At 70.1% G+C, this 20652-nt stretch carries 22 protein-coding genes; 10 read left to right on the forward strand and 12 right to left on the reverse strand.

Translation table 11 applies throughout. The features are described from left to right. The first annotated feature begins 119 nt into the window (after positions 1-119). The 5 genes from GNZ18_RS19995 to GNZ18_RS20015 all read left to right on the forward strand — a co-directional run bounded on the left by GNZ18_RS19995 (position 120) and on the right by GNZ18_RS20015 (position 4632). Entirely contained in the window at positions 120-1010 is an 891-nt protein-coding gene (locus GNZ18_RS19995) for a TIGR03619 family F420-dependent LLM class oxidoreductase (protein ID WP_156217982.1), read from the forward strand. Positions 1011-1104: 94 nt separating this feature from the next. Beyond that, a complete protein-coding gene (locus tag GNZ18_RS20000; protein ID WP_156217983.1) occupies positions 1105-2136 on the forward strand; it encodes a medium chain dehydrogenase/reductase family protein in 1032 nt (343 codons plus the stop codon). 49 nt (positions 2137-2185) lie between these two features. Beyond that, positions 2186-2848, forward strand: coding sequence for an SRPBCC family protein (locus GNZ18_RS20005; protein ID WP_156217984.1), 663 nt, complete (start codon positions 2186-2188; stop codon positions 2846-2848). A 460-nt stretch (positions 2849-3308) separates the two neighbouring features. Further along, entirely contained in the window at positions 3309-3962 is a 654-nt protein-coding gene (locus GNZ18_RS20010) for a DUF4360 domain-containing protein (RefSeq protein WP_156217985.1), read from the forward strand. Positions 3963-3975: 13 nt separating this feature from the next. Beyond that, the gene (locus GNZ18_RS20015) at positions 3976-4632 is read left to right on the forward strand and encodes a DUF4360 domain-containing protein (protein ID WP_156217986.1); all 657 of its coding nucleotides are present in this window, start codon (positions 3976-3978) and stop codon (positions 4630-4632) included. Positions 4633-4701: 69 nt separating this feature from the next. Here GNZ18_RS20015 and GNZ18_RS20020 read toward each other — a convergent pair whose 3' ends face one another. From GNZ18_RS20020 to GNZ18_RS20045, 6 genes are all read right to left on the reverse strand, one after another. Beyond that, complete coding sequence (locus tag GNZ18_RS20020) at positions 4702-5652, reverse strand: AraC-like ligand-binding domain-containing protein (protein WP_156217987.1); 951 nt, start codon at positions 5650-5652, stop codon at positions 4702-4704. Between the two features lie 255 nt (positions 5653-5907). Next, positions 5908-6393: a cupin domain-containing protein gene (locus GNZ18_RS20025; RefSeq protein ID WP_156217988.1), complete on the reverse strand. Its 486-nt coding sequence runs from the start codon at positions 6391-6393 to the stop codon at positions 5908-5910. Positions 6394-6463: 70 nt separating this feature from the next. Further along, entirely contained in the window at positions 6464-7357 is an 894-nt protein-coding gene (locus GNZ18_RS20030) for a helix-turn-helix domain-containing protein (protein WP_216651366.1), read from the reverse strand. 19 nt (positions 7358-7376) lie between these two features. Then, positions 7377-8273: a transporter substrate-binding domain-containing protein gene (locus tag GNZ18_RS20035; protein ID WP_156217989.1), complete on the reverse strand. Its 897-nt coding sequence runs from the start codon at positions 8271-8273 to the stop codon at positions 7377-7379. Positions 8274-8294: 21 nt separating this feature from the next. After that, positions 8295-9062 (reverse strand): amino acid ABC transporter ATP-binding protein, encoded by a 768-nt coding sequence (locus GNZ18_RS20040; RefSeq protein ID WP_312874633.1) that lies wholly within the window; start codon positions 9060-9062, stop codon positions 8295-8297. Further along, positions 9059-9970: an amino acid ABC transporter permease gene (locus GNZ18_RS20045; RefSeq protein WP_312874634.1), complete on the reverse strand. Its 912-nt coding sequence runs from the start codon at positions 9968-9970 to the stop codon at positions 9059-9061. The genes GNZ18_RS20040 and GNZ18_RS20045 overlap by 4 nt, the downstream gene beginning before the upstream one ends. A 397-nt stretch (positions 9971-10367) precedes the next feature. Between GNZ18_RS20045 and GNZ18_RS20050 the strand changes: the two genes are divergently transcribed. Beyond that, positions 10368-10853, forward strand: coding sequence for an NUDIX domain-containing protein (locus tag GNZ18_RS20050; RefSeq protein ID WP_216651367.1), 486 nt, complete (start codon positions 10368-10370; stop codon positions 10851-10853). A gap of 2 nt (positions 10854-10855) precedes the next feature. Here GNZ18_RS20050 and GNZ18_RS20055 read toward each other — a convergent pair whose 3' ends face one another. Together GNZ18_RS20055 and GNZ18_RS20060 are read right to left on the reverse strand one after the other, a co-directional pair. After that, on the reverse strand, positions 10856-11596 hold the full coding sequence (locus tag GNZ18_RS20055) for a VOC family protein (RefSeq protein WP_156217990.1): 741 nt from the start codon (positions 11594-11596) through the stop codon (positions 10856-10858). A 106-nt stretch (positions 11597-11702) separates the two neighbouring features. Then, positions 11703-11870, reverse strand: a complete 168-nt coding sequence (locus GNZ18_RS20060) for a hypothetical protein (RefSeq protein ID WP_156217991.1) — start codon at positions 11868-11870, stop codon at positions 11703-11705. Positions 11871-12090: 220 nt separating this feature from the next. On the opposite strand from GNZ18_RS20060, the gene GNZ18_RS20065 reads away from it, so the two are divergent. Continuing rightward, complete coding sequence (locus GNZ18_RS20065; RefSeq protein WP_156217992.1) at positions 12091-12834, forward strand: SDR family NAD(P)-dependent oxidoreductase; 744 nt, start codon at positions 12091-12093, stop codon at positions 12832-12834. Positions 12835-12840: 6 nt separating this feature from the next. On the opposite strand, the gene GNZ18_RS20070 is transcribed toward GNZ18_RS20065, so the two are convergent. The 4 genes from GNZ18_RS20070 to GNZ18_RS20085 form a co-directional block, all read right to left on the reverse strand. Beyond that, complete coding sequence (locus GNZ18_RS20070; protein WP_156217993.1) at positions 12841-13998, reverse strand: phosphatidylserine decarboxylase; 1158 nt, start codon at positions 13996-13998, stop codon at positions 12841-12843. A gap of 284 nt (positions 13999-14282) precedes the next feature. Beyond that, a complete protein-coding gene (locus tag GNZ18_RS20075) occupies positions 14283-15557 on the reverse strand; it encodes a hydroxymethylglutaryl-CoA lyase-like TIM-barrel protein (protein ID WP_156217994.1) in 1275 nt (424 codons plus the stop codon). Between the two features lie 229 nt (positions 15558-15786). Then, positions 15787-16764, reverse strand: a complete 978-nt coding sequence (locus GNZ18_RS20080) for an LLM class flavin-dependent oxidoreductase (RefSeq protein WP_156217995.1) — start codon at positions 16762-16764, stop codon at positions 15787-15789. 14 nt (positions 16765-16778) lie between these two features. Further along, positions 16779-17090: a RedY/HapK family protein gene (locus GNZ18_RS20085; RefSeq protein WP_173390832.1), complete on the reverse strand. Its 312-nt coding sequence runs from the start codon at positions 17088-17090 to the stop codon at positions 16779-16781. Positions 17091-17799: 709 nt separating this feature from the next. Between GNZ18_RS20085 and GNZ18_RS20090 the strand changes: the two genes are divergently transcribed. The 3 genes from GNZ18_RS20090 to GNZ18_RS20100 all read left to right on the forward strand — a co-directional run bounded on the left by GNZ18_RS20090 (position 17800) and on the right by GNZ18_RS20100 (position 20648). Next, positions 17800-18747: an NAD(P)-dependent alcohol dehydrogenase gene (locus tag GNZ18_RS20090; protein ID WP_156217997.1), complete on the forward strand. Its 948-nt coding sequence runs from the start codon at positions 17800-17802 to the stop codon at positions 18745-18747. Between the two features lie 112 nt (positions 18748-18859). Further along, entirely contained in the window at positions 18860-19075 is a 216-nt protein-coding gene (locus GNZ18_RS20095; RefSeq protein ID WP_156217998.1) for a hypothetical protein, read from the forward strand. A 313-nt stretch (positions 19076-19388) separates the two neighbouring features. After that, positions 19389-20648, forward strand: a complete 1260-nt coding sequence (locus GNZ18_RS20100; RefSeq protein WP_156217999.1) for a hemopexin repeat-containing protein — start codon at positions 19389-19391, stop codon at positions 20646-20648. The last annotated feature ends 4 nt before the right edge of the window (positions 20649-20652 follow it).

The raw sequence follows: 20652 nt of genomic DNA on the forward strand, positions 1-20652 counted from the left end.
GGAGCCGGATTCCCGGTTTTGACATCCCGGGCGGCACGAACCGCAAGAATCCGGTCGCCGCTCCGACCTACCTCCGAACGGCGCCCCCACCTGGGCGTTCACCATATTGGAGGACATGTATGGATCTGCCGCGCATCGGTGTGACGCTCCAGCACTTCGGCCGGTACGCCGGTCCGGAGGGCATCGCGACCCTGGCGGTCGCGGCCGAGCGGCTCGGCTTCCACAGCCTGTCGGTCAGCGAGCGGCTGCTGATCCCCGTCGGACCGCACTGGACCAACGACGCGGGCCTGCCCGAGGACCCCTGCTGGGACTCCCTGGAGGTGCTGACCTGGGCCGCCGCGCACACCCGGCGGATCCGGCTGTGCACCGGCATCCTGAACACGATCTTCCAGCCGCCGGTCGTGCTGGCCCGTAAGCTCGCCACCCTCGACCGGCTCTCGCACGGGCGGCTGGACGTCGGGATCGGGCAGGGCGGCGGCACCCGGCTCCCCCCGTACTACATCCCCGAGGAGTTCACGGCGGCGGGCGTCCCGGTCGCGCGCCGGGGCGCCGGGTTCGCCGAGCACGTCGCCGCGATGCGCGCCTGCTGGGCCCCCGACCCCGTCGAGTTCCACGGCGAGCACTACACGATCCCGGCGTCCAAGGTCGGGCCCAAGCCGCACGGGCGGATCCCCCTGCTGTTCGGGGCGATCACCCGTCCGACGATCGAGCGGGCGGCCCGCATCGGGGACGGCTTCGTCCTCGTCGCGGTGGACTGGGACGCCGCCCGCCGGCAGATCCGCTGGTACCGCGAGGCCGGCGGCACCGGCACCGTCATGCTGAGCGCGTTCCCCACGCCACCGGGCACCGACCCGGCGGACGCCGACTTCACCGACGCCGTGCTGGCCGACCTCGACCGCGCCGCCGACGCCGGAGCCGACGAGATGCACGTCGTGACCACCCTCCTGGACGTCTCGCCCGAGCGCCAGGTCGAACTGCTGGAGGCGCTCGCGGCCCGGACCGGCCTCTAGTTAGAGGTTCTCGCGAACGTGATTGACACTCCCGGCGATGTTGCGTTATAACTTCTAACGAACGCAAGAAGGAGTCATCGCAAGGGAGGCCGGGATGCACACCGGAGAGCACGTCGAGATCGTCCTGCCGGGCAAGGTCGAGCCGGAGGGGCTGGAGATCCGGCACGCGGACGTCCCGACCCCCGGGCCGGGCCAGGCGCTCATCCGCATGGAGGCGACCGGCGTCTCCTACGCCGAGCAGCAGATGCGCCGGGGCCGCTACTTCGACCAGCCGGCGTTCCCGTTCGTGCCCGGCTACGACGTCGTCGGCACGGTGCTGGCCACCGGCGCGGGCGCCGGGCCCGGCCTGGTCGGGACGCGGGTCGCCGCGATGGTCAAGGTCGGCGGCTGGGCGAGCCACGTGCTCGTGGACGCCGCCGACCTCGTGCCGGTCCCCGCCGGGGTCGGCGCGGCGGAGGCGGAGACCCTCGTGCTCAACGGGCTCACCGCCTGGCAGATGCTGCACCGCAAGGCGCGCGTCCGCGCCGGCCAGACCGTCCTCGTGCACGGCGCCAGCGGCGGCGTCGGCTCGGTCCTCGTCCAACTCGCCCGCGTGGCCGGCGTCAACGTCATCGGGACCTCGTCGGCCCGCCACCACGACTCCCTGCGCGCCTTCGGTGTCACGCCCATCGACTACCGCACCGAGGACGTCGCCGCGCGGGTCCGCGAACTCGCCCCCGGCGGGGTGGACGCCGTCTTCGACCACGTCGGCGGGCGCGGCGTCGTCGACTCCTGGCGCCTGCTCGCGCCGGGCGGCACGCTCGTCTCCTACGGCACCGCCTCCACCCGCGACGACCGGGGCTCCAAGCAGTGGCCCGTCTTCAAGCTGCTCGGACGGGTCTGGACGTGGAACGCCCTGCCCAACGGCCGGCACGCCTACTTCTTCAACGCCTGGGCCGGGCGGGCCCTCTCCAAGAGCCGCTTCCGGGCCCGGCTGCACGCCGACCTCACCGAGGTCTTCGCCGCCCTCCAGCGCGGCGACATCACCCCGCGGATCGCCGCCCGGCTGCCCCTCACCCGCGTCGCCGACGCGATGCGGCTGGCCGAGTCCGGAACCGTCAGCGGCAAGGTCGTCCTGACCCCGTAGACCCGTTCGAACCCGTCCCGATCAGCACGCATAGAAGAAGAGGAACACCATGTTCAACGACACGTCGTCCCGCCGGCGGCCCCAGCCCCAGCCCCGCGCGCGGCGCGACCGCGTTCGCGTCACCGCGCTCACGCTCTCGTTCGCCACCGCCGGCGTCCTCGCGGGCACGGTCCCCGCCGCCCAGGCCGCCGAGAAGCCGGGCCACGGGCGGGCGTACCAGTGCCGTAGCGAGGGCCTCGATCCCGGCGCCCGTATCCGCTACCGCACGGACATCATGATCAAGGCGCCGCTGAGCACCGTGTTCAAGCTCCAGACCGACGTGGAGCGCTGGCCGGCCTGGCAGCCGCCCGTCCTGACCGCGAAGCGCCTCGACCACGGGCGCCTGCGGAAGGGTTCGCGGTTCCACTGGACGACCCCGGCGCCGCCCACGGTCCCGGACACCACCATGCACATCACCTCCACCGTCCGGCAGCTCCGGAACAACGCCTGCATCCTGTGGGCCGGACCCGCCGTCGGCAAGGGCGCCCGCATCGACGAGGGCGTTCACCTGTGGACGTTCACCAAGGTCAGGGGCGGCGTCCTCGTCCACACCGAGGAGACCTGGACCGGCCGCCAGGTCGAGGAGGACGTCCCCGGCTCGACCGCCATGCTCGGCCAGGGCCTCGAAGAGTGGCTGCGCAACCTGAAGGCCACCGCCGAGGCCCGCCACTGAGTCCGCTTCGGTTCACCCGCGTTCACCGCCGCCCCCTCGCATGCGAGGGGGCGGCGACGCGGATGGGTCCAATTCCACTGGACGAGACGAAAGCGAACCGTGAGACGAGCGCGGCGCGTCCGGCTCCGGCCATTCCCGGCACCGCGTAACACCTGTTCACCGCCCCGCCGGCGGTGCCGCCAATGCTTGGACAATGCAATGGAACGATCCTTGTCAAAAGGTCGCTATTGACGCTCGACAATCGATGAATCCGTTGAACGAGATGCTCTCTAGTGTCAATTAAACGTGGTTCGAAAAAGTTGAAAATTTCAAGATTGACAGTACTTTGCGAAAAAGTTACTCTCCATTCAGATCCTGGATCAAGATCCATTGAAGGCGCCGATTCATTCCGGATATCACGCCCCCCGCCCTCTTCGGCCGCCGAAAAATAGTACTCCCATCCCCAGCGAAGAGGAATCGCATGCGTAAAGGGACTGCAATTTCTGCCGCCGCCTTGGCGACGCTTGCCGCGACCGTGGCTCCGGCCAACGCGTGGGCGTCACCCAGTGGGCCCACCAAGGTGACCATCTCGGTCGCGAGCGTCAACGGCTCCGGCTGCCCGACCAAGACCGCCTCCGTCGTCGTCTCCCCCGACAACACGGCGTTCACCGTCGCCTACAGCCAGTACACGGCCCAGGCGGGCGGCAACTCCTCGCCCACCGACGGCCGCAAGAACTGCCAGATCAGTCTGATCGTGCACGTTCCGGGAGGCTTCACCTACGCCATCGCCGCGACGGACCACCGCGGCTACGCCTCCCTGCAATCGGGCGCGATCGCCTCCCAGAAGGCCAGCTACTACTTCCAGGGGCTCCCGACCACGACACCCATCGAACACCCCATTCCCGCTGCTCTCAAGGGAAACTGGCAGTTCGGCGACAAGATCCCGGTGCCGCAGCTCATCTACTTGCCGTGCGGCGCGGAACGGGCTTTCAACATCAACACGGAACTACGTGTCGAGGTGGGGGATTCGGACCCGTCGAAGGTCAGCTTCGTCTCCATGGACTCCACCGACGGCGACATTACGACGACGTATCACTTCGCCTGGGAAAAATGCCCGAAGCCCAAGCAAACCTGAAGGAGAAGAATCCATGCGTAAAGGAGTGACCGCCGCGGCGGCATCCCTCTCGGCCGTGGCGCTGGCCGCGGCGATGGCCCCCGCGGCGTCGGCGGCGACGAACGAGCCGCCGCCCGGAAGAATCACCATCGAGGTCCTGACCGTGAACGGCTCCGGCTGCCCCGCCGGAACCGCCGCCGTGACGCCCGCCAGCGACGACAGCGCCTTCACCGTCACCTACAGCGACTACCTCGCCCAGGCCGGCGGGAACTCGAAGCCCACCGACTTCCGCAAGAACTGCCAGCTCGCCCTGGGCATCCACATCCCGCAGGGCTTCACCTACGCGATCGCCAGCGCCGACTACCGCGGTTTCGCGAGCCTGGCCAACGGTGCCTCCGGGCTGGAGCGGGCGAACTACTACTACCAGGGCATGCAGCAGACGACGCCCATCAGCCACAGCATCAAGGGCAAGTACTCCGACACCTGGCAGTTCACCGACCGGACGCCGTGGGCCGAGCTCGTCTGGAAGCCGTGCGGTGAGGACCGCATCCTCAACGTCAACACCGAACTGCGCGTGGACAAGGGCACCTCCGCGCCCGGCGACACCAGCTTCATGTCGTTCGACTCCACCGACGGCAACGTGAAGACCGTGTACCACTTCGAGTGGAAGAAGTGCCCCGGACGACGCTGATCCGGACCGACCAGGCCGTGCCCCCCACCAGGACGGGCGCGGCCCGGTCGCGTTCGCGGGCCGCCCCGGTCACACGTGGCCCGCGCGGTACTCGCGCGGGCTGGTGCCGTAGGCCGCCTTGAACAGCTTGCTGAAGCGCGCGGCGTCGACGAAGCCCCGGCGCGCCGCGATCGCGGTGACCGAGCGTCCCACCTGGAGCGGATCGCGCAGGTCGCGGCGGCAGTGCTCCAGCCTCCGCCCCTTGATCCACATCGCGACCGTCGTGCCCTCCGCGTGGAACAGGTTGTACAGGTGGCGGATCGAGACGTAGTGCGCGGCGGCGATCGCGTCGGGGGTCAGGTCCGGGTCGTCCAGATGGCTCTCGATGTAGGCGCGGACCCGGACGAGCAGTGCCCTGCGGCGCGCCTCGGTGGTGCCGGCGGCCATGTCCATGCGCTCGGCGAGCAGCGTCACCAGCAGGTCGATGATGTTGTCCCCGAGGCGCTGGCCCGCCGGGTCGTCGAACTCGTCCAGGTGCTGGGCCAACTGGACGAGAAGCGCGGACAGCAGCGCGCCCAGCCCCCGGTGACCGGAGAAGCGGGTCGCGGTGACCGCCGCGACCGCGTCCTCGGGAAGGCAGAGCAGGCGGCGGGGGAACATCAGCACGAGCTGCCGGTAGGAGCCGTCGAAGGCGAGCGTGTACGGACGGGTCGTGTCGTAGATCGTCAGGTCGCCGGGGGAGAGCGGGGCCTCGCGCCCGTCCTGGGAGAGGACGCAGCACCCGGTGAGCTGGATTCCGAGCTTGTAGTGCCCCGGGTCGGACCGCGCGATCAGCGCCTCGGTGCGCCGCACGGTGTGGGGGGTCGCGGAGACCTCGGCCACCTTCAGGGAGCCGAGTTCGGAACCGCGCATGTATCCGTCGAAGCCGTCGGCGTCGGCGGGGTCCGTGCGCAGCGGCACGAACATCTCCGACACCGTGCTGGACCAGAAGTCGAATCGCTCGCGGACGGGAAGGTCTGACGTTCGGATCTGCGTCGACATGGACGTTCTCCCGAGGGATGCCCCGATGTTCGTACTGGTCACCGGCACCGGGCCGACCGTCGCCCCGCCGGGGCCGGTGACGCGGGAGCCGTGTTCTGCGTCCGATGCGGGAGGGGGTCGCGACCGGAGGGCCTGTGACCGGTCGCGGCCCCCGCCCTTCGCACGGGGCCGGGAGCGTGCTCCGCTTGATCCGTCCCGACCGCGCGTACGTGCCGTCCCGGAGACCACGTCACAGGCGGTGCGGCGTGCTCCGGGTCACTGCCGTCCGGACCCGGTGGGGGACTGGTAGGTGGGGTTCAGCGACAGCGCGATGAAGGAGAGCGGGCGGTCGACCCGCTGGTAGCCGAGCGGGCAGTGCCGCATGCCCCGGGGAATGTAGATCGCCGCCGAGGTGTCGATGACGTAGGTCTCGCCGTCGAGGTCGATCTCGGCGACCGCGCCGAGGTCGTCCAGATCCTCTGGATTGTTGCCCATGAAAAGGAGGACCTCGTCATAGTCGTGGACGTGCTCCAGCACATAGGGATTGGGGCTGGGCACCTCGTGAATCCAGCTGTAGGCGATGTGGACCTTGCTCAGGTCCACCTGCCATCCGCTCATCATGGCGAACGCGCCGCTGGTGCCCTTCTCCTCCTCGCCGTACCGGAGCACGCCCTCGTTCGGGAGCTCCTCCCGCACCATGTTCCGGACGATGAGGTTCTCGTGCTTCCCCGATTTCCGCTGGGCCGCCGTGGTGGTCGCCATTCCGTGTTTCCTCCGCTAGGGTGAGACGATCTTCTCCCTTACACCTATGGTGTCAAGGAGAGGGCCGGGGTCACAGGGACATTTCTCGGGCGTTCTGGTACTTTTCGCGGATCACCCGCCGGAAGCCCAGCGGGCTGACCCCGGTCTCGCGCTTGAAGAACCGGCCGAAGTAGGACGGGTCGGTGAACCCAAGCGCGCTGGCGACCTGGGCGGCGTTCAGCTCCGTCAGGGCCAGCATGCGCTTGGCCTCAAGGGCCAGCGCGCCGCGGATGACCTGACCCGGCGTCCGCCCGGTGGCCTGCTTCACCACCTCGGTCAGGTGACTCGCGGTGACGCCCAGCTTGTCGGCGTAGGCGCGCACCGACGGCTCGTCCGCGTCGTGCTCGGCGGCGAGCCGCACGAACCGCCGCGCCAGCGCCGACGACCGGTGCTCCGCCGTGGCCGGAGCGAACGCGCGCATGCGGTACGCCGTGACGAGAAGAATGTTCAGATAGGCCCGCGAAACGCACGTGTGACCGGCCTCGCGCCGATGGTACTCCTGCTCGATCGGCACCAGCAGATCGCTGATCGCGCGGTCGCCCGCCGCGTCCAGCCGCAGTTCCGCGTTCTCGCTCAGGACGTCGAAACAGGGCGGCTCGTCGCCCATACCGCGCTCGCTCGCGCGGCCGAGCATGAAATCCTCGGTGAAAACCAGGACCCGCCCCTGAAGGGGCGTCTCGCAATCCCAGAAATGCACCTGCCCCGGCGAAAGGAAATACATCACGGGCGGCTTGATCTGGTAGTGGACGAAATCGACGACATGCGTCCCCGACCCGCCGGTGATGTGCAGGACCTCGTAGAAGTCGTGCCGGTGCGCGAAGCCCGCCGTGGTGTAGCTGCCGATCTCCGGAAAGGACCCGATCGCGAGCGGCGCGGTCCCGCTGGGCGCGGGCACCTCGATGTGGTGCAGGGGGAGCGCGCTCACGAGGCCCCCGACCGCCGGCTCACGCGGCGCCGCCCTTCGCGGTCGCGAGGTTGATGCCCGGCGTGATCGGCTTGGAGCCGTAACCGCCGAGGATCGTGTCGAGCGTCCCGTCCTTCTTCAACGCGGTCAGGGCGCCGAGCAGCGCCTTCGCCAGCTCGGTCTGCTTGAGACCCACATACATCCCGACATAGGCGGGCATGTAGCCGCGCGCGACGATCGCGATCGGGGAGCCCTTGCGGATCGCGTACTCCGCGGTCTCGGCGACGTTGATCTCGAACTTCTCCCGTCCCGACCGCAGCGCGAGATCGGCGTCCTGCGCGGTCGGGTACTGCGTGACCCGCACCGGCGGCCTCCCCTTCGCCGCGCAGTCGGCGGAGATCTTCTTCGCGGTGTCCACGTCCGTGGTGCCGCGGATGGTCGCGATGCCGTTGCCGCACGCCGCGTCCTGCGACTTCGCGCCGCCGTTGGCCTTGGCCGTGACGAGCACACTGGAGCTCTGCGTGTAGTCGATGAAGATGCCGACCTTCTGCCGCTCCGCGGTGTCGGAGATCCCGTCGTCGGCCACCATGTACCGGCCTCCCGCGACGCCGGGCAGCAGCGCCTCCCAGGCCACGTTCCTGATCGAGTACTTGAGGCCGAGCTTGGCCGCCACGGCCCTGCCGACGTCCGGGGTGATGCCGCCGGTGATGGTGTTCGCGGAGTCGGTCAGCAGGTAGGGGACGTTCGGGAGCGTGGTCCCGACGTCGAGCGTCCCCGCCTGGCGGACGGCCTCGGGCAGCATCGCCCGCAGCGCGGGATCGGCCGCCGGGGCCTTGACCGGGGGCCGCGGCCTGTCGGCGGCGACGGGATCGCCGCCGCCGCAGCCCGCGGCGAGCAGTGCGGTGCAGGTCAGCAACGGCGTGAGTGCGCGTCTCATGGTGGGTGCTCCTTCGGGGATCTACAGGACGTGGGCGAGGAACTCCGCGGTGCGCGCGGAGGACGGGGAGCTCAGCACCCTCCTGGCCGGTCCGCTCTCGACGATCACTCCGCCGTCCATGAAGACCGCCGTGTCCGCGACCTCCTGGGCGAATCCGATCTCGTGCGTGACGACGACCATGGTCATTCCCTGGCCCGCGAGGTCGCGCATGACCGCGAGCACCTCGCCGACCAGCTCGGGGTCCAGCGCGCTCGTGGGCTCGTCGAACAGCAGCACAGAGGGGTCCATGGCGAGCGCCCGCGCGATCGCCACCCGCTGCTGCTGGCCGCCGGAGAGCCGGCCGGGCCGCTTGCCGGCGTGGTCCTTCAGCCCGACCCTGGCGAGCAGCGCGCGGGCGTCGCGCTCGGCGTCCGCCGCGTCCCGTCCGAGGACGCGGACCGGCCCGAGCATCACGTTGTCGAGCGCCGACAGATGCGTGAACAGGTTGAAGTGCTGGAAGACCATGCCCATGCGGCGCCGCAACCGGGCGGTGTCCTTCTCCGACGACTCGTGCAGCCGTCCGCCGCGCGGCTCGTACCCGACCAGGATCCCGTCGACGAGCACGAAACCCGCGTCCACCCGCTCAAGGTGGTTGACGCAGCGCAGCAGCGTGCTCTTCCCGCTGCCGGACGGCCCGAGCAGGCACACCACCTCGCCCGGCGCGACCTCCAGGTCGATCCCGCGCAGCACCTCGGTGCCCGCGAACGACTTCCGGATGCCCCGCAGGACGAGGCTGCCCCGGGCGCTCACCGCCGTCCCCCGAACGCGTTGCGGACGACCCGTCTCAGCAGCCCGCCCTCGGCCTGCCCCCGGACGACCCGCTCCAGGAAGTACTGCCCGACGCTGGAGATCGAGACGAGCACCAGGTACCAGATCGACGCCACCATCAGCAGCGCGATGACCTGGTAGTTCATCCCGTAGATCTGCTGGGAGCGGGTGAGCAGGTCACCGCCGCCGATCACCGACACCATCGACGTCCCCTTGAGGATCAGGATGAACTGGTTGCCCAGCGGCGGCAGGATCACCTGCACCGCCTGCGGGACGGCGATCCTCCGTACCGCCCGCCCCCGCGTCATCCCGATCGTCAGCGCCGCGTCGATCTGGCCCTGCGGCACGGCGAGGAACCCGCCGCGGATGATCTCGGCCATGTACGCGGCCTCGTGCAGCGCCAGCCCGCACAGCGCGGCGACGAACGGCGTGATCACATGGTTGGTCTCCGCCGTCCACCCGAGCCCGGTGCCGGGCAGCCCGACACCGAGCCGGGGGAACAGCAGCGCGAGGTTGAACCAGAAGACCAGCTGGACCAGCAGCGGCGTGCCCCTGAAGAACCACACGTACGCCGCGCCGACCGCGATCGCCACCGGGTTGCGCGACTGCCGCATCAGCGCCAGCACACCCCCGATGAGCAGCCCGGACACCATCGTCGCCGCCGTCAGGACGAGCGTCACCCCGACCCCGCGCAGGACCGGCTCGGCGAACAGGTAGTCCCCGACCACGCCCCAGTCCAGGTTCGGGCTCCGGGCCACCGTCACCACCAGCCACGCCGCGAGCCCGGCCAGCACCACCCCCGGCACCCACCGCGCCACGACCGCTCGCCGGGGGACGATCGTCAGCGTGTCCAACCTGTCCAGCAGGCTGTCGTGCCCGTCGGCTCCCACGTCCGGATGAGAAGCCACCACAGGGACACCCCCTCGCGAAGGGCCGCGCGACGTCCGGCGGGAGGCCGGGAAGACGCTCGGCGACCGGCGCCGGGCATCGCCCGGCGATTTCGCGAAACGCTAATCAGCGCCCGAACAGGGGTCTTGTCACCGGTGGCACGCAACTTGGCTCCGCTTGCACAAGTACCATCCGGCGCCGCTCGACCCCCCGGTCAGACGGGTGCCCGATCCCACGAGACGTGTTCTGTACCGCCTTTCACCCCCTCAGGCGCGAGGCGAGGACGGAAGCGGAAAATGATCGGATGGGTGAAACCGCCGGGATGCAGGCCCGACATACCCGTATCGACGGCTCACACCGAGAGTCCCGTATTCAGCACCGACGACGTTGGGAGTCCCCGTGAAATGGCTGCCGCCCGAGGAGTACGTGCGGACCCTCCCCAACGCCACCATGTACGCGGCCCTGTACTTCACCGACACCGGGGGCGACCCTTTCGCCCTCCGGTCGGCGCACGGCGTGGAGACCTGGCAGTTCCCCGGCGGCAACGTCGAGCACGGCGACACGACCCCGTTCGCCACGGCCGTGCGGGAGTGCCGGGAGGAAACGGGCATCGAGTTCGACGGGCCACCGACCCTGCTCCTCACGCACTTCATCCCGCCCCGCCCGGGTTGGCCGTGCGCGAAGATCGGGTTCGTCTTCGACGGAGGAGTGCTCACCTCCGCCGAGCTCGACCGGATCGTCCTGGACGCGTCCGAGCACACCGACTGGCTGGTGCAACCCCTCGGCACCTGGAAGACGATGATGAGCCCGCGCCTGTACACGCGAATCCACGCCCTGCATGAAGCGCGAAAAGGACGGTCCGCGGCGTTCCTCAGCGAACCGTAGGCTCAGGCCCCGCCGCCGAGGACGCAGAAGTCGTTGCCCTCGGGATCGGCCATGACCGTCCATGAGACCTCGCCCTGGCCGAGGTCGACATCGGTGGCGCCGAGCCCCCGCAGCCGGGCCACTTCCGCCGCCTGTTCGTCACGGGAGTACGGCAGCAGGTCGATGTGGACGCGGTTCCAGTAGGCCCTCTCGCCGGACTTGCGGAGGAGCTCCAGATACGGTCCGACACCCTGGGCCGAACGCAGCACCGCGTGCTCGTCGGTCACCTCGACCACGGCCCAGTCCGTCGCCTCGCCCCAGAACCGCGCCATGGCCCGCGGGTCGGCGCAGTCGACCACCACCGCGGCGATCGGCCCGGTGTCCTGGTAGACGGGCCGGGGCTCCAGGACGCAGAACACGTTGCCCTCGGGATCGGCCATGACCGTCCACGGAACGTCCCCCTGGCCCACATCGGCGGGCGTGGCCCCGAGCTCCGTCAGGCGCGCGACCAACTCCGCCTGGTGCGCCTCGGACTTGCTGGCGAGATCGAGGTGAACCCGGTACTTCACGTTCTCGGGATCCGGAACGCCGACGAAATCAACGCACACGGCCGCGGGGTCGGGCCAGTCGAACCCGATGGGCTCGACGTTGGTCACGCCGGGCGCCTCGTGGGACACGCCCCACCCCAGCGCGTCCGCCCAGAACCGGCCGAGCGCCGCGTCGTCCCCAGCCTTGAAGTTCACCTGAACAAGCTGCAATGCCATGGGTGCTGATCATAAGCCCAACCGGACGATGACCTGCGCCGAAGCCTGCCCCCGGGGGAGCGGGGGCGTGTCGCCGGGGGTCGCACGTGGTGAAGCCCCCGAGCACCTAGTACCGCCCCAGCCCAAGCGCGGTGCCGTCGCCCTGGGTGCTGACCGCAGCGTGCCCGGCCGACGCGAGTCCGGCGTGCTCGTGAACGGCGGCGAGGCCGTACTCGATCGCCGTGGCGAACGCCAGCCACCCGCCCAGCACCGCCCCCAGAGCGACGAGACGCACCCGACCACCCACCCGGCGACCGTCAGCCGACGTCCTGGTCGACATCCTCATCGAACCCCTCCCGCCTGAAGTGTGAACCGTCCACACCTGGATAGGCCCGGGGGTTACACCCCAGGCCCCCGCAGGGGACCGATGCCGCCGCAGGTGCGGGTCGGGTTCTTGTGTACCGCTCGGTATAGTACCGTCCCTTCTATATCGTTCGGTACACAACGGAGGTCTCATGCTGCTCGACGGTAGGGTCGCGCTGGTCACGGGGGGTTCGAGGGGGATCGGCGCGGCGACGGCGCGGGCGCTCGCCGAGCAGGGCGCGGACGTCGCGCTCACCTACGCCGCGTCCGCAGACCGGGCGAAGGAGGTCGTCCGCGACGTCGAGCGGGCCGGGCGCAAGGGCGCCGCCTACCGGGCCGACCAGGCGGATCCGGCGCAGATCGCAGATATGGTCGCCGCCGTCGTGGCGGACTTCGGACGCCTGGACGTGCTGGTCAACAACGCCGGTGTGAGCAGCCGGGAGGTCCTCGGGGAGGAGGGCGGTGATCCGGAGGCGCGTGACCGGTTGTACAAGGTGAACCTGAACGGCGTGGTGGCCGCGATCCGCGCCGCCGCCCCGGTGCTGGGGGAGGGCGGGCGGATCATCACCATCGGGTCCACGCTGTCGGGGCTCGCGCGGTGGCCGGGGATGGCCGACTACGCCGCGACCAAGGCCGCGATCATCGGATACAGCAAGGGTGCCGCGCGCGACCTGGGCCGGCGCGGGATCACCGTCAACGTCATCAGGTCGGGCGCGGTGGCCACCGAGATGAACCCTCCCGAGGGCGAGTTCGCCGACTCCCAGCGCGAGACCAACGCGATGGGGCGCTTCGGACGGCCTGAGGAGATCGCGGCCGGCGTGGTCTTCCTCGCCGGGCCGGGGGCCTCCTATGTCACCGGCGCCGTCCTCGACATCGACGGCGGATACCTGGCCTGAGCCCTTTCAGAGGTAGCCTTTGGCGATCGCGGTGCCCATCTTGTAGTGGGTGTGCTCCTTCGCCGTGATGTCGACATCGCTCTTGGCGAAGAGGACGACGATGTCCGAGCCGCCGAACTGGAAGTAGGCGATCTCCGCGCCCTTTTCCACCGTGTCGTTCGGAGCGACCGAGAGGTTCACCGACGAGACCTGCGCCATGCCGATCGGCAGGACCGCGACGAGCCCGATGGCCGTTTCGAGCACGACGAGACCGCGGGCCTGCGCGAACTGGTATCCCGGGCTGTCGGGGGCGTCCATGAAGTGCTCGTCGGGAGCCTCCATGACGCGGATCGCGCTGAGCCGCCTCTGCTGCCCGCCCATCTCCCGATCGAAGGACTTCTGGACGGTGACCTCAAGGTAGACGTCCCCGGGGATCACCTTCGCCTCAAGCACCTTCCCTCCGACGGGGGCGTGCAGGCGGTGGTAGTCGAGCGGGCTGAGGAACGCGTGCATGAATGTTCCGCCCATGAACCTGCTCGCGTGATCGCTGTCCGCCAGGAGTTCCTCCACCGTCCAGTGCAGGCCCTTGAGTGTGATCTTCGAATCGGCGCGGATCTCCCACTGCCCGCCGAACGTGCTGTCGGCGGGGCTGACGACCACGCTCTCGTCGGAGGGCGCGGCGATGGGCCGGGCACCCGGCTTGACGTGCCGTGCGAAGAACCTGTTGAACGTGGTCCACGCCCCGCCCGACTCGTCGTACTCGCTCAGGTTGTAGTTCGGGGAGTTCTTGAAGGACTTGAGCGTGTCCGGGGTCAGCGACTTCTCGGTGTCAAGGAATCTGCCCATTTCCTTGGCGTAGTCGACCATCCAGTCGGACAGCTTGCTCTCCGGCCTGGCGCCGTCCCTCGGCCGGATGGGGCGCTGCAACTCCCGCACCGTCGGCTGGTCGAGCAGGAAGTGGAACTTGCAGAGCCGGTTCATGACTTCGTCGCCCTGGGTGTTCTCCTGCGGAGCCCACTTGAGGAAGTCATCGATGAACGTGTAGTAGTCGTCGATGGAATCGATGTCCCAGTCTTTGATGTCGGCCGCCTTCGCCGAATCAACGGCCTTGTCGAACCTGTCTTTCCAGCCCGGTTCCGTATCGATGTAGTTCTTGAGCTTCTTGACGACGTCCGCGTAATCCAAGGCTCCCCCGAGTGGATGCGGCAGGTGATCATTCGTGATTTTGAACGTAGGTCGGCGGTCGTTCCGCTGTCAACCGGGGTACGCGGGTCGGGGTTCAGGTGTTATGCCCGAGCTTGACTCGGCCGGCGGTATTCCTTGGCCCGGTGTCGCTGTCCTGTTCCAGGGCTCGGGGCCATCGGTGCCCGCCCTGTGGGAATGGCCGCCAATTGCAGGCGGTCCCGCACGCAGATTTTCCAGGATCGGGGCATAGGTAAAATCGCCCGGCCTGCCCGTCCGCGCTTTCGTCAGGCCGTGAGGACCGATCGCGCGATCGCCCGGATCTCCTCGTCGGTGAGCAGCCGCCCCAGCGCGTCGAGTTCCGCGCGGCACCGCGCCATGATGGCCGGGACCAGCGCCGGGTCCGCGTCGATGCCGAGGCGGCGCAGGGTCGCCGCGGTCGTGCGCGGGCCGCTCTGCGGCGTCAGCGGCACCCGGCGCCGGTTGCCGAACAGGGCGGGTTCGACGCAGTTGTGGAGCAGCGGATCCACCTCGCGCTCCACGGTGACCCAGTCGCCGCCGCCCCAGCAGAACGCGTCCCGGCCGGTGATCGGCTGGTTCGGCGCCGGAATGTGGCCGGTCAGCTCCGCGCCCATCCGGGCCAACTCGGTCAGGACGTCGAGCCGGACGCCCGTCCGCACCCCGTACAGCGCCTCGAAGGCGGCGGCGGTCGCGGCGAGGTCGGCGTTCCCCGGTCCCCCGCAGTAGCCGTTCACCGACGACTCCACCACGGTCGCACCGGCCCGCGCCGCGGCCACGGCGCACGCGACCCCGAGCCCGAAGGTGTTGTGCGGGTGGATCCCGACCTCAAGGTCCGGCGCGGCCGACTTCGTCACGTGGACGAGCCGTCCGAACGCCTCCGGGCCGACCGCGCCGGGCCCGTCGAACAGGGTGGTCTCGTCGGCGCCCGCTCCGGCCAGGGCCGACACGGTCTCGGCGAGCCGCTCCTCGTTCAGGTAGGACACCATCGTGAGCGCGGCGGTGACCCGCAGCCCCTGGGCGCGCGCGTGCTTCACCACCGCGACCGCTCGCCTGACGACCTCCTCCCGGGACGCGGGGAGGAGCGGATCGTAGATTCCGGCCGCCGGACCGAACCCGGGCACGGAGATCTGCACGGCGTCGTATCCGACGTCCCGCGCCAGATCCACGCCCTCCAGGGTGGAAACGAACGGGCAGGACACCACGCAGCCCGGCTGCTCCTCCCTGATCACCGCCAGGTCGGACCGGAGCGCGTCGAGGTCGCGGCCCGGCCCCGAGGTCACGATCTCCGGCACCCCCGAGCGGGCCAGCAGCCGCAGGAACGCGGTCTTCGCCTCGCGGGCGACCACCACGCCGGGCATCGACTCGATCGCGCGGACGGAGGTGTCGCGCAGCCGGACGTGTTCGGGCAGCACCCCCGTCACCGCCGTGTCGCGGTTCCCCGGGGCCACCGACCACCGGCCCGGTTCGTACGCGCCGGACGTCCTCGACGCGTCGATGTCCGCGCGGAACCGTTCGATCTGCGCCTCGGTCAGGTCGTCCATCGGCTACCGTCCTCCCCGGCCGGTGAGTTCTGCGGTCACCTCGGCGAACAGGCGGAACCGCAGCGCGTCGCCCGCCGGCACGCGGATACAACTGAAACGCGGCCCCCCGAGGTCGGTCGTGAGAGCCGGCGCCGGCCAGGTGCGTCACCCGCCGTGGTGTGAACGGCGGATGGACGTACCCGAGCGGAGTGGGGGACGGCCCGGCCCACGGGCCGGGCCGTCCCCGCCGTCATGGGCGGCCCGCTCCGTCCAGCGCGGGGACCAGCTCCCCGAACGCCTCAAGCTGGGCCAGCCGGTCGTACATCGGGTAGAGGATCAGCTCGTCCACCCCGGCGTCGAACAGTTCGCCCAGCCGCTCGGCGCAGTGGTCCAGCGGGCCGAAGATGGCGACCCGCTCGGTCATGTCGGCCGCGTTGTAGACCGGGTTCCCCCCGTACGCCCGCTCGAACGACGGGATCAGGTGCCGCCGCGCGGTCTCCACGCTGTCCTCGACCGCGAGGTAGACGCTCTTGGAGACGGTGAAGGTCGCCGGGTCGCGTCCCTCGTCGGCCAGGGCCTGCTGGACGATCTTCAGCTGGTCCAGGAAGTCCTCGGTCGCGACGGGCCCGGCTCCGGTCCACCCGTCGGCGATCCGGACGGCGCGCCGCAGCGCGGGCTCGGCGCGGGCCCCGATCCAGATGGGCGGGCCGGGGCGCTGGACCGGTTCCGGCTGCGACCGGATGCCGGAGAACGAGTACAGCTCCCCGTCGTAGGCGGCCTCGGTCTGGCTCCACAGGGCCCGCATCACGTCGATCCCCTCGACCAGCCGGCGCACCGGCCGATCGGTCGGGATGCCCAGCGCGGCGAGGGTCGGCCGGTGGTAGTCGTTGCCGACGCCGAGCCCGACGGTGAGCCGGCCGCGCGAGAGCTGGTCGATGGTGGCCAGCTCGCGGGCCTGGACGGCCGGGTTCCGCCGTCCGGAGTACAGCACGCCGATGCCCAGCCGCAGCCGCTCGGTGACCGCCGCCAGGTACGACAGCACGTGCAGCCCGTCGAGCGAGAAGTTGCCGCTGTGCACCGTGTCCTGCGTCCAGATCCCGGCGAAGCCGAGACGCTCCGCGCTCTGGGCGAACGGCACCAGCAGGTCCGTGTCGGTCGGAGCCCCGACCGAGAGCCGGGACGCCGGCGGTACGACACCGTCCGCGGCGTTGTCAGGCACGGTTCCCATGTCCCACCACCCCGCTATTCGATCTCGCTGCCGAACACGGTGACCGCCGACTCCCGGTCGGCCATCTTGCGGAAACCGGCCACGACCTCGGCCATCTCCGGCGTGGTCAGGCACTGCTCCCAGGCCTCCCACGACTCGACCTCGATGTCCTCGACGACGTCCCACGGGGACGGGCCGCCGCGCGACCCGGCGAGCTGGAGCACACGGAACCGGTGCACGCAGGGCTGCTGCCGTGTGATCGCCTGGTCGACGGTCTTGGACCACTCGACGTACTCCTCGGCTGTCACCCCGGGCTTCAGCTTGTACAAGCAGTAGACCTTCTGCACGCGCGCTCTCCATTCGCTCGGCTGCCGGATGGCCCGCGGTGGGCTCAACGGCCTTTTCGGAGCGGGTTTGAGTATGTGATCCGTGTGTTGTGATTGTCAACAGTCAGTGAGGGGGCGTCGCCGGGAGGGCGTCGCGACCCGCCACGATGGTCGGCCCTCGGTCGTGTTTGTCGTGGTGGGGACGTTGATCTACTCGGCTCTGTCCGGTCTCCGGGGGATGGCGTCGGCCTTGTGGGCCCGCTCCGCAGCACGAGTGGGACAACCGGGTGCCGCGCGAAGATCGCCGCCCCTGTCCGGCTCGCCCCGCTCGCCGGTCGGGCTCGCCGGGTCGGTGCGCCGGAGGTGCGCGATGTCCCGGTATGCGTTCTGGGCGAAAACGTCGTCCAGCCTGTTGACCTGCATGTTCGGCAGGTCGTCGTGAGCTCCCTCCTGGACGCCGCCGTCCGGTCCGCCGGTCTGCCGATCGGCTCCCGATGACCTGGAGAGATCGTCGCACATCCCCGCCGTCCGCTGTGGCGGCCGACTCAACGACTGTCTCCCCGGCGAGACACTTTCGGAAATCCAGGTGTTGACGTCAACAACAGCCTGTTCGAGGTTTCCGGTGCTCGGCCGGGACCATCTTGGCCAGGGCCGGACGCCGAGGACGAGGCCGGGAGGCCGAACCGCGAAAGGGGCGGTGAACCCGCGTCCGCGAGCATAAAGTCGGGGCATGAAGGCTGCGGTGCATGCCAGGTACGGGCCGCCGGACGTGGTCCGGATCGCCGAGGTGGACGAGCCGGCGGTGGGGGACGGTGACGTCCTGGTCAGGGTGCACGCGACGACCGTCAACCGCACGGACTGCGCCTACAGGGCCGCACGGCCATTCGTCATGAGGCTTGCGAGCGGACTCCGGCGACCGCGGCGCACGGTGCTCGGGACCGAGTTCGCGGGCGTCGTGGAGGCGGTCGGGGAGCGCGTCGAGCGGTTCGGGGTGGGGGACCGGGTCTTCGGCTACAACGAGGGGCCCTTCGGGACGCACGCCGAGTACGTGGCGGTTCCGGAGAAGAGGATGATCGCGACCGTGCCGGAGGGGCTCTCGTTCGAGGAGGTCGCCCCGGGGACGGAGGGGTCGCACTACGCGCTGGGGTTCTTACGCTCGGCCAAGGTGGCCGAGGGGCAGCACGTTCTCGTCTACGGCGCCACCGGAGGCATCGGCTCGGCGGCCGTGCAGCTGCTCAAGGCGAAGGGCATCCAGGTGACGGCGGTCTGCGGGACCGGGCACATGGAACTCGTACGGGGGCTGGGGGCGGACCGGGTCGTCGACTACATGAAGGACGACTTCACCGCCGACGGGCCGATCCACGACGCGGTGTTCGACGCGGTGGGCAGGAGCTCGTTCGGCCGCTGCAAGGGACTGCTCAAACCGGGCGGGGTCTATCTGTCGTCCGAGCCGGGACGCGGCGGCCAGAACCTGCTGCTGGCGATGTCCAGCCGACGGGTGAGGTTCCCGTTCACGGTCGAGCGCGCGGAGGCGATGCGCGAGATCCGGGAGCTGATCGCCTCCGGCGGCTTCAGACCGCTCATCGACCGGCGGTACCCCCTCGACGAGATCGTCGACGCCTACCGGTACGTCGAGACGGGCCAGAAACTCGGCAACGTGGTCATCAGCGTCCGATGAGTTCCGCCGGCGGGGACGAGGCGAGCCCGACCAGCGCGGGTCCGCGGCCGCGCGACGAACCCGGGTCGCCGCGCCCGGACGCGTCCCCGACCCCCGGTCCAGGGAGGCCCCGGTGACCGACCCCGGCCCGGCCGAGGAGGCAGACGGCATGACCACCGAGAAGACCGTCAAGGCCGCCGCCGAAGACCGCAGGCACGGCATGACCCTCGACGAACTCGCGGCCTTCGTCCAGGAGGCGATGCGCGAGGAGATCCCCGGCGACGCCACCGTGACGGTCATCGCGACCTGGCGCTCGACCATCAAGAAGGTCGAGGTGACCGACAAGTAGCCGCGACCCGAGAGGCACGGGCCCCCTGTCAGAAGCGCGCTCACCGCCCAGCGGACGAGCCGTGTCCGGCGAGCGCGTCCTCGCGCGCCGCGCCACCTGGGCCACCGATCCCCGCGGCGGCCGCGTCCGCGGTGGCCTCCAAGACCGGATCGCGGTCTTCCTCGTGTCCTTCTTCGGAGGGATTTCCCGGCGCCATGGGTGTCACCGAATCAGGCTAAGGCGCACTAAAGATCGGTTAATGGGACGGGCTCAGCCTTCGTCGTGCAATCAATAATGGCGTTGGCGGTGTACCGGTCGAATGTGAGGGGGGACCATGTCCTCGACCGCCAGGATCGACGGCGCCCTCAGGACGCCTGCGCTCGGCCCCGACGCCACGATGGTCTTCTCCGGCGGCTGGTTCGCGGTCTATGACTGGTCGGCCGACCGGGCCGTGGACGGCCCGCGGCGGATCCCCTACCCGGCGCCGTTCGATCGGGACCTCGCCGGCGCGGTGCCGGGGCAAGGGGACTTCACCGCCTTCCATTACGTCTTCAAGGACGGGCAGTACCTGCGGCTGCGCGCTTCCGACGGCCTGCCGGACGGGGCGCCCGCCGACACGGCCTCGAACTGGGACCTGCCGGCGGGCTGGACCTCGGTCGACGCCGTGTTCGCCGGAGGCGGCGTCAAGAGCCAGTTCGCCTATTTCTTCCGCGGCGACCAGTACAGCCGCTTCGACTGGACGACGAACGCCCGCTCGCCGGGCTATCCGAAGCCGTTCGCGCCGAACTGGCACGCGACCGGTGCGTTCACCGCCGGCATCGACGGCGAGATCCCGGGGCTGCTCTCCTTCGACATGAAGGCGTATCTTTTCCGCACCGCGGCGTCCGCGGTCGACGACGACGGGCATCCGGTCGCCGCGGGTCTTGGGAAGAGCGTATCCGCGCCTATCTACGCGCGCTACGACTACAACTCCGAACAGTTCGAGTTCACGGTGACGGACCCGTTCGAGGTGGTGACCCGGTGGCCGGGTCTCCTGCCGCTCCTGGACGCCGGGGCCGCCACCGACGTCGCCCTCGGCTGGGTCGCACGGGCATCGGCGGCGCTCAACGGGCCGGTGACCCCTGCCATCACGACCGCTTTCGGGAACCATTTCGCGATGACGGGGACGATCGACACCACCGTGGTCAGGGCCCGGCTGGGGGAGATCCAGACGAGGCTGGCCGCCATTCCCACCGCGTTCCAGTGGACGCCGGGCCTGGGGTTCGCGGCGCAGACGAGCCAGGGACTCCTCACCGAGGTCGGCGACCGGTTCTCGACGTCCCACGGACCCAATGGCAGGGCCGCCGTGCTGATTCACGAGGCCGTCCACTTCACGTTCGGATCCGGACCCGACGTCCCCGAATGGTCCGGCGCCACGATCGCGGGCCGCACTTTCGGAATCGCGACCGATCCGGCAACCGGCGCGTCGCTGGGTGCCTACTCGGCGCTGACCACCGCCGCCGCGCTGACCAATCCGAGTTCGTATGCGGCGTTCGCGCAGGAGGTCGCGCTCGGCTCCGACACGCGGTTCGGCGACGCACGCCGGCAGGAGTGACCCG

This window comes from Actinomadura litoris (genome assembly GCF_009733595.1).
In the GTDB taxonomy this organism is placed as follows: Bacteria; Actinomycetota; Actinomycetes; order Streptosporangiales; family Streptosporangiaceae; genus Spirillospora; species Spirillospora litoris.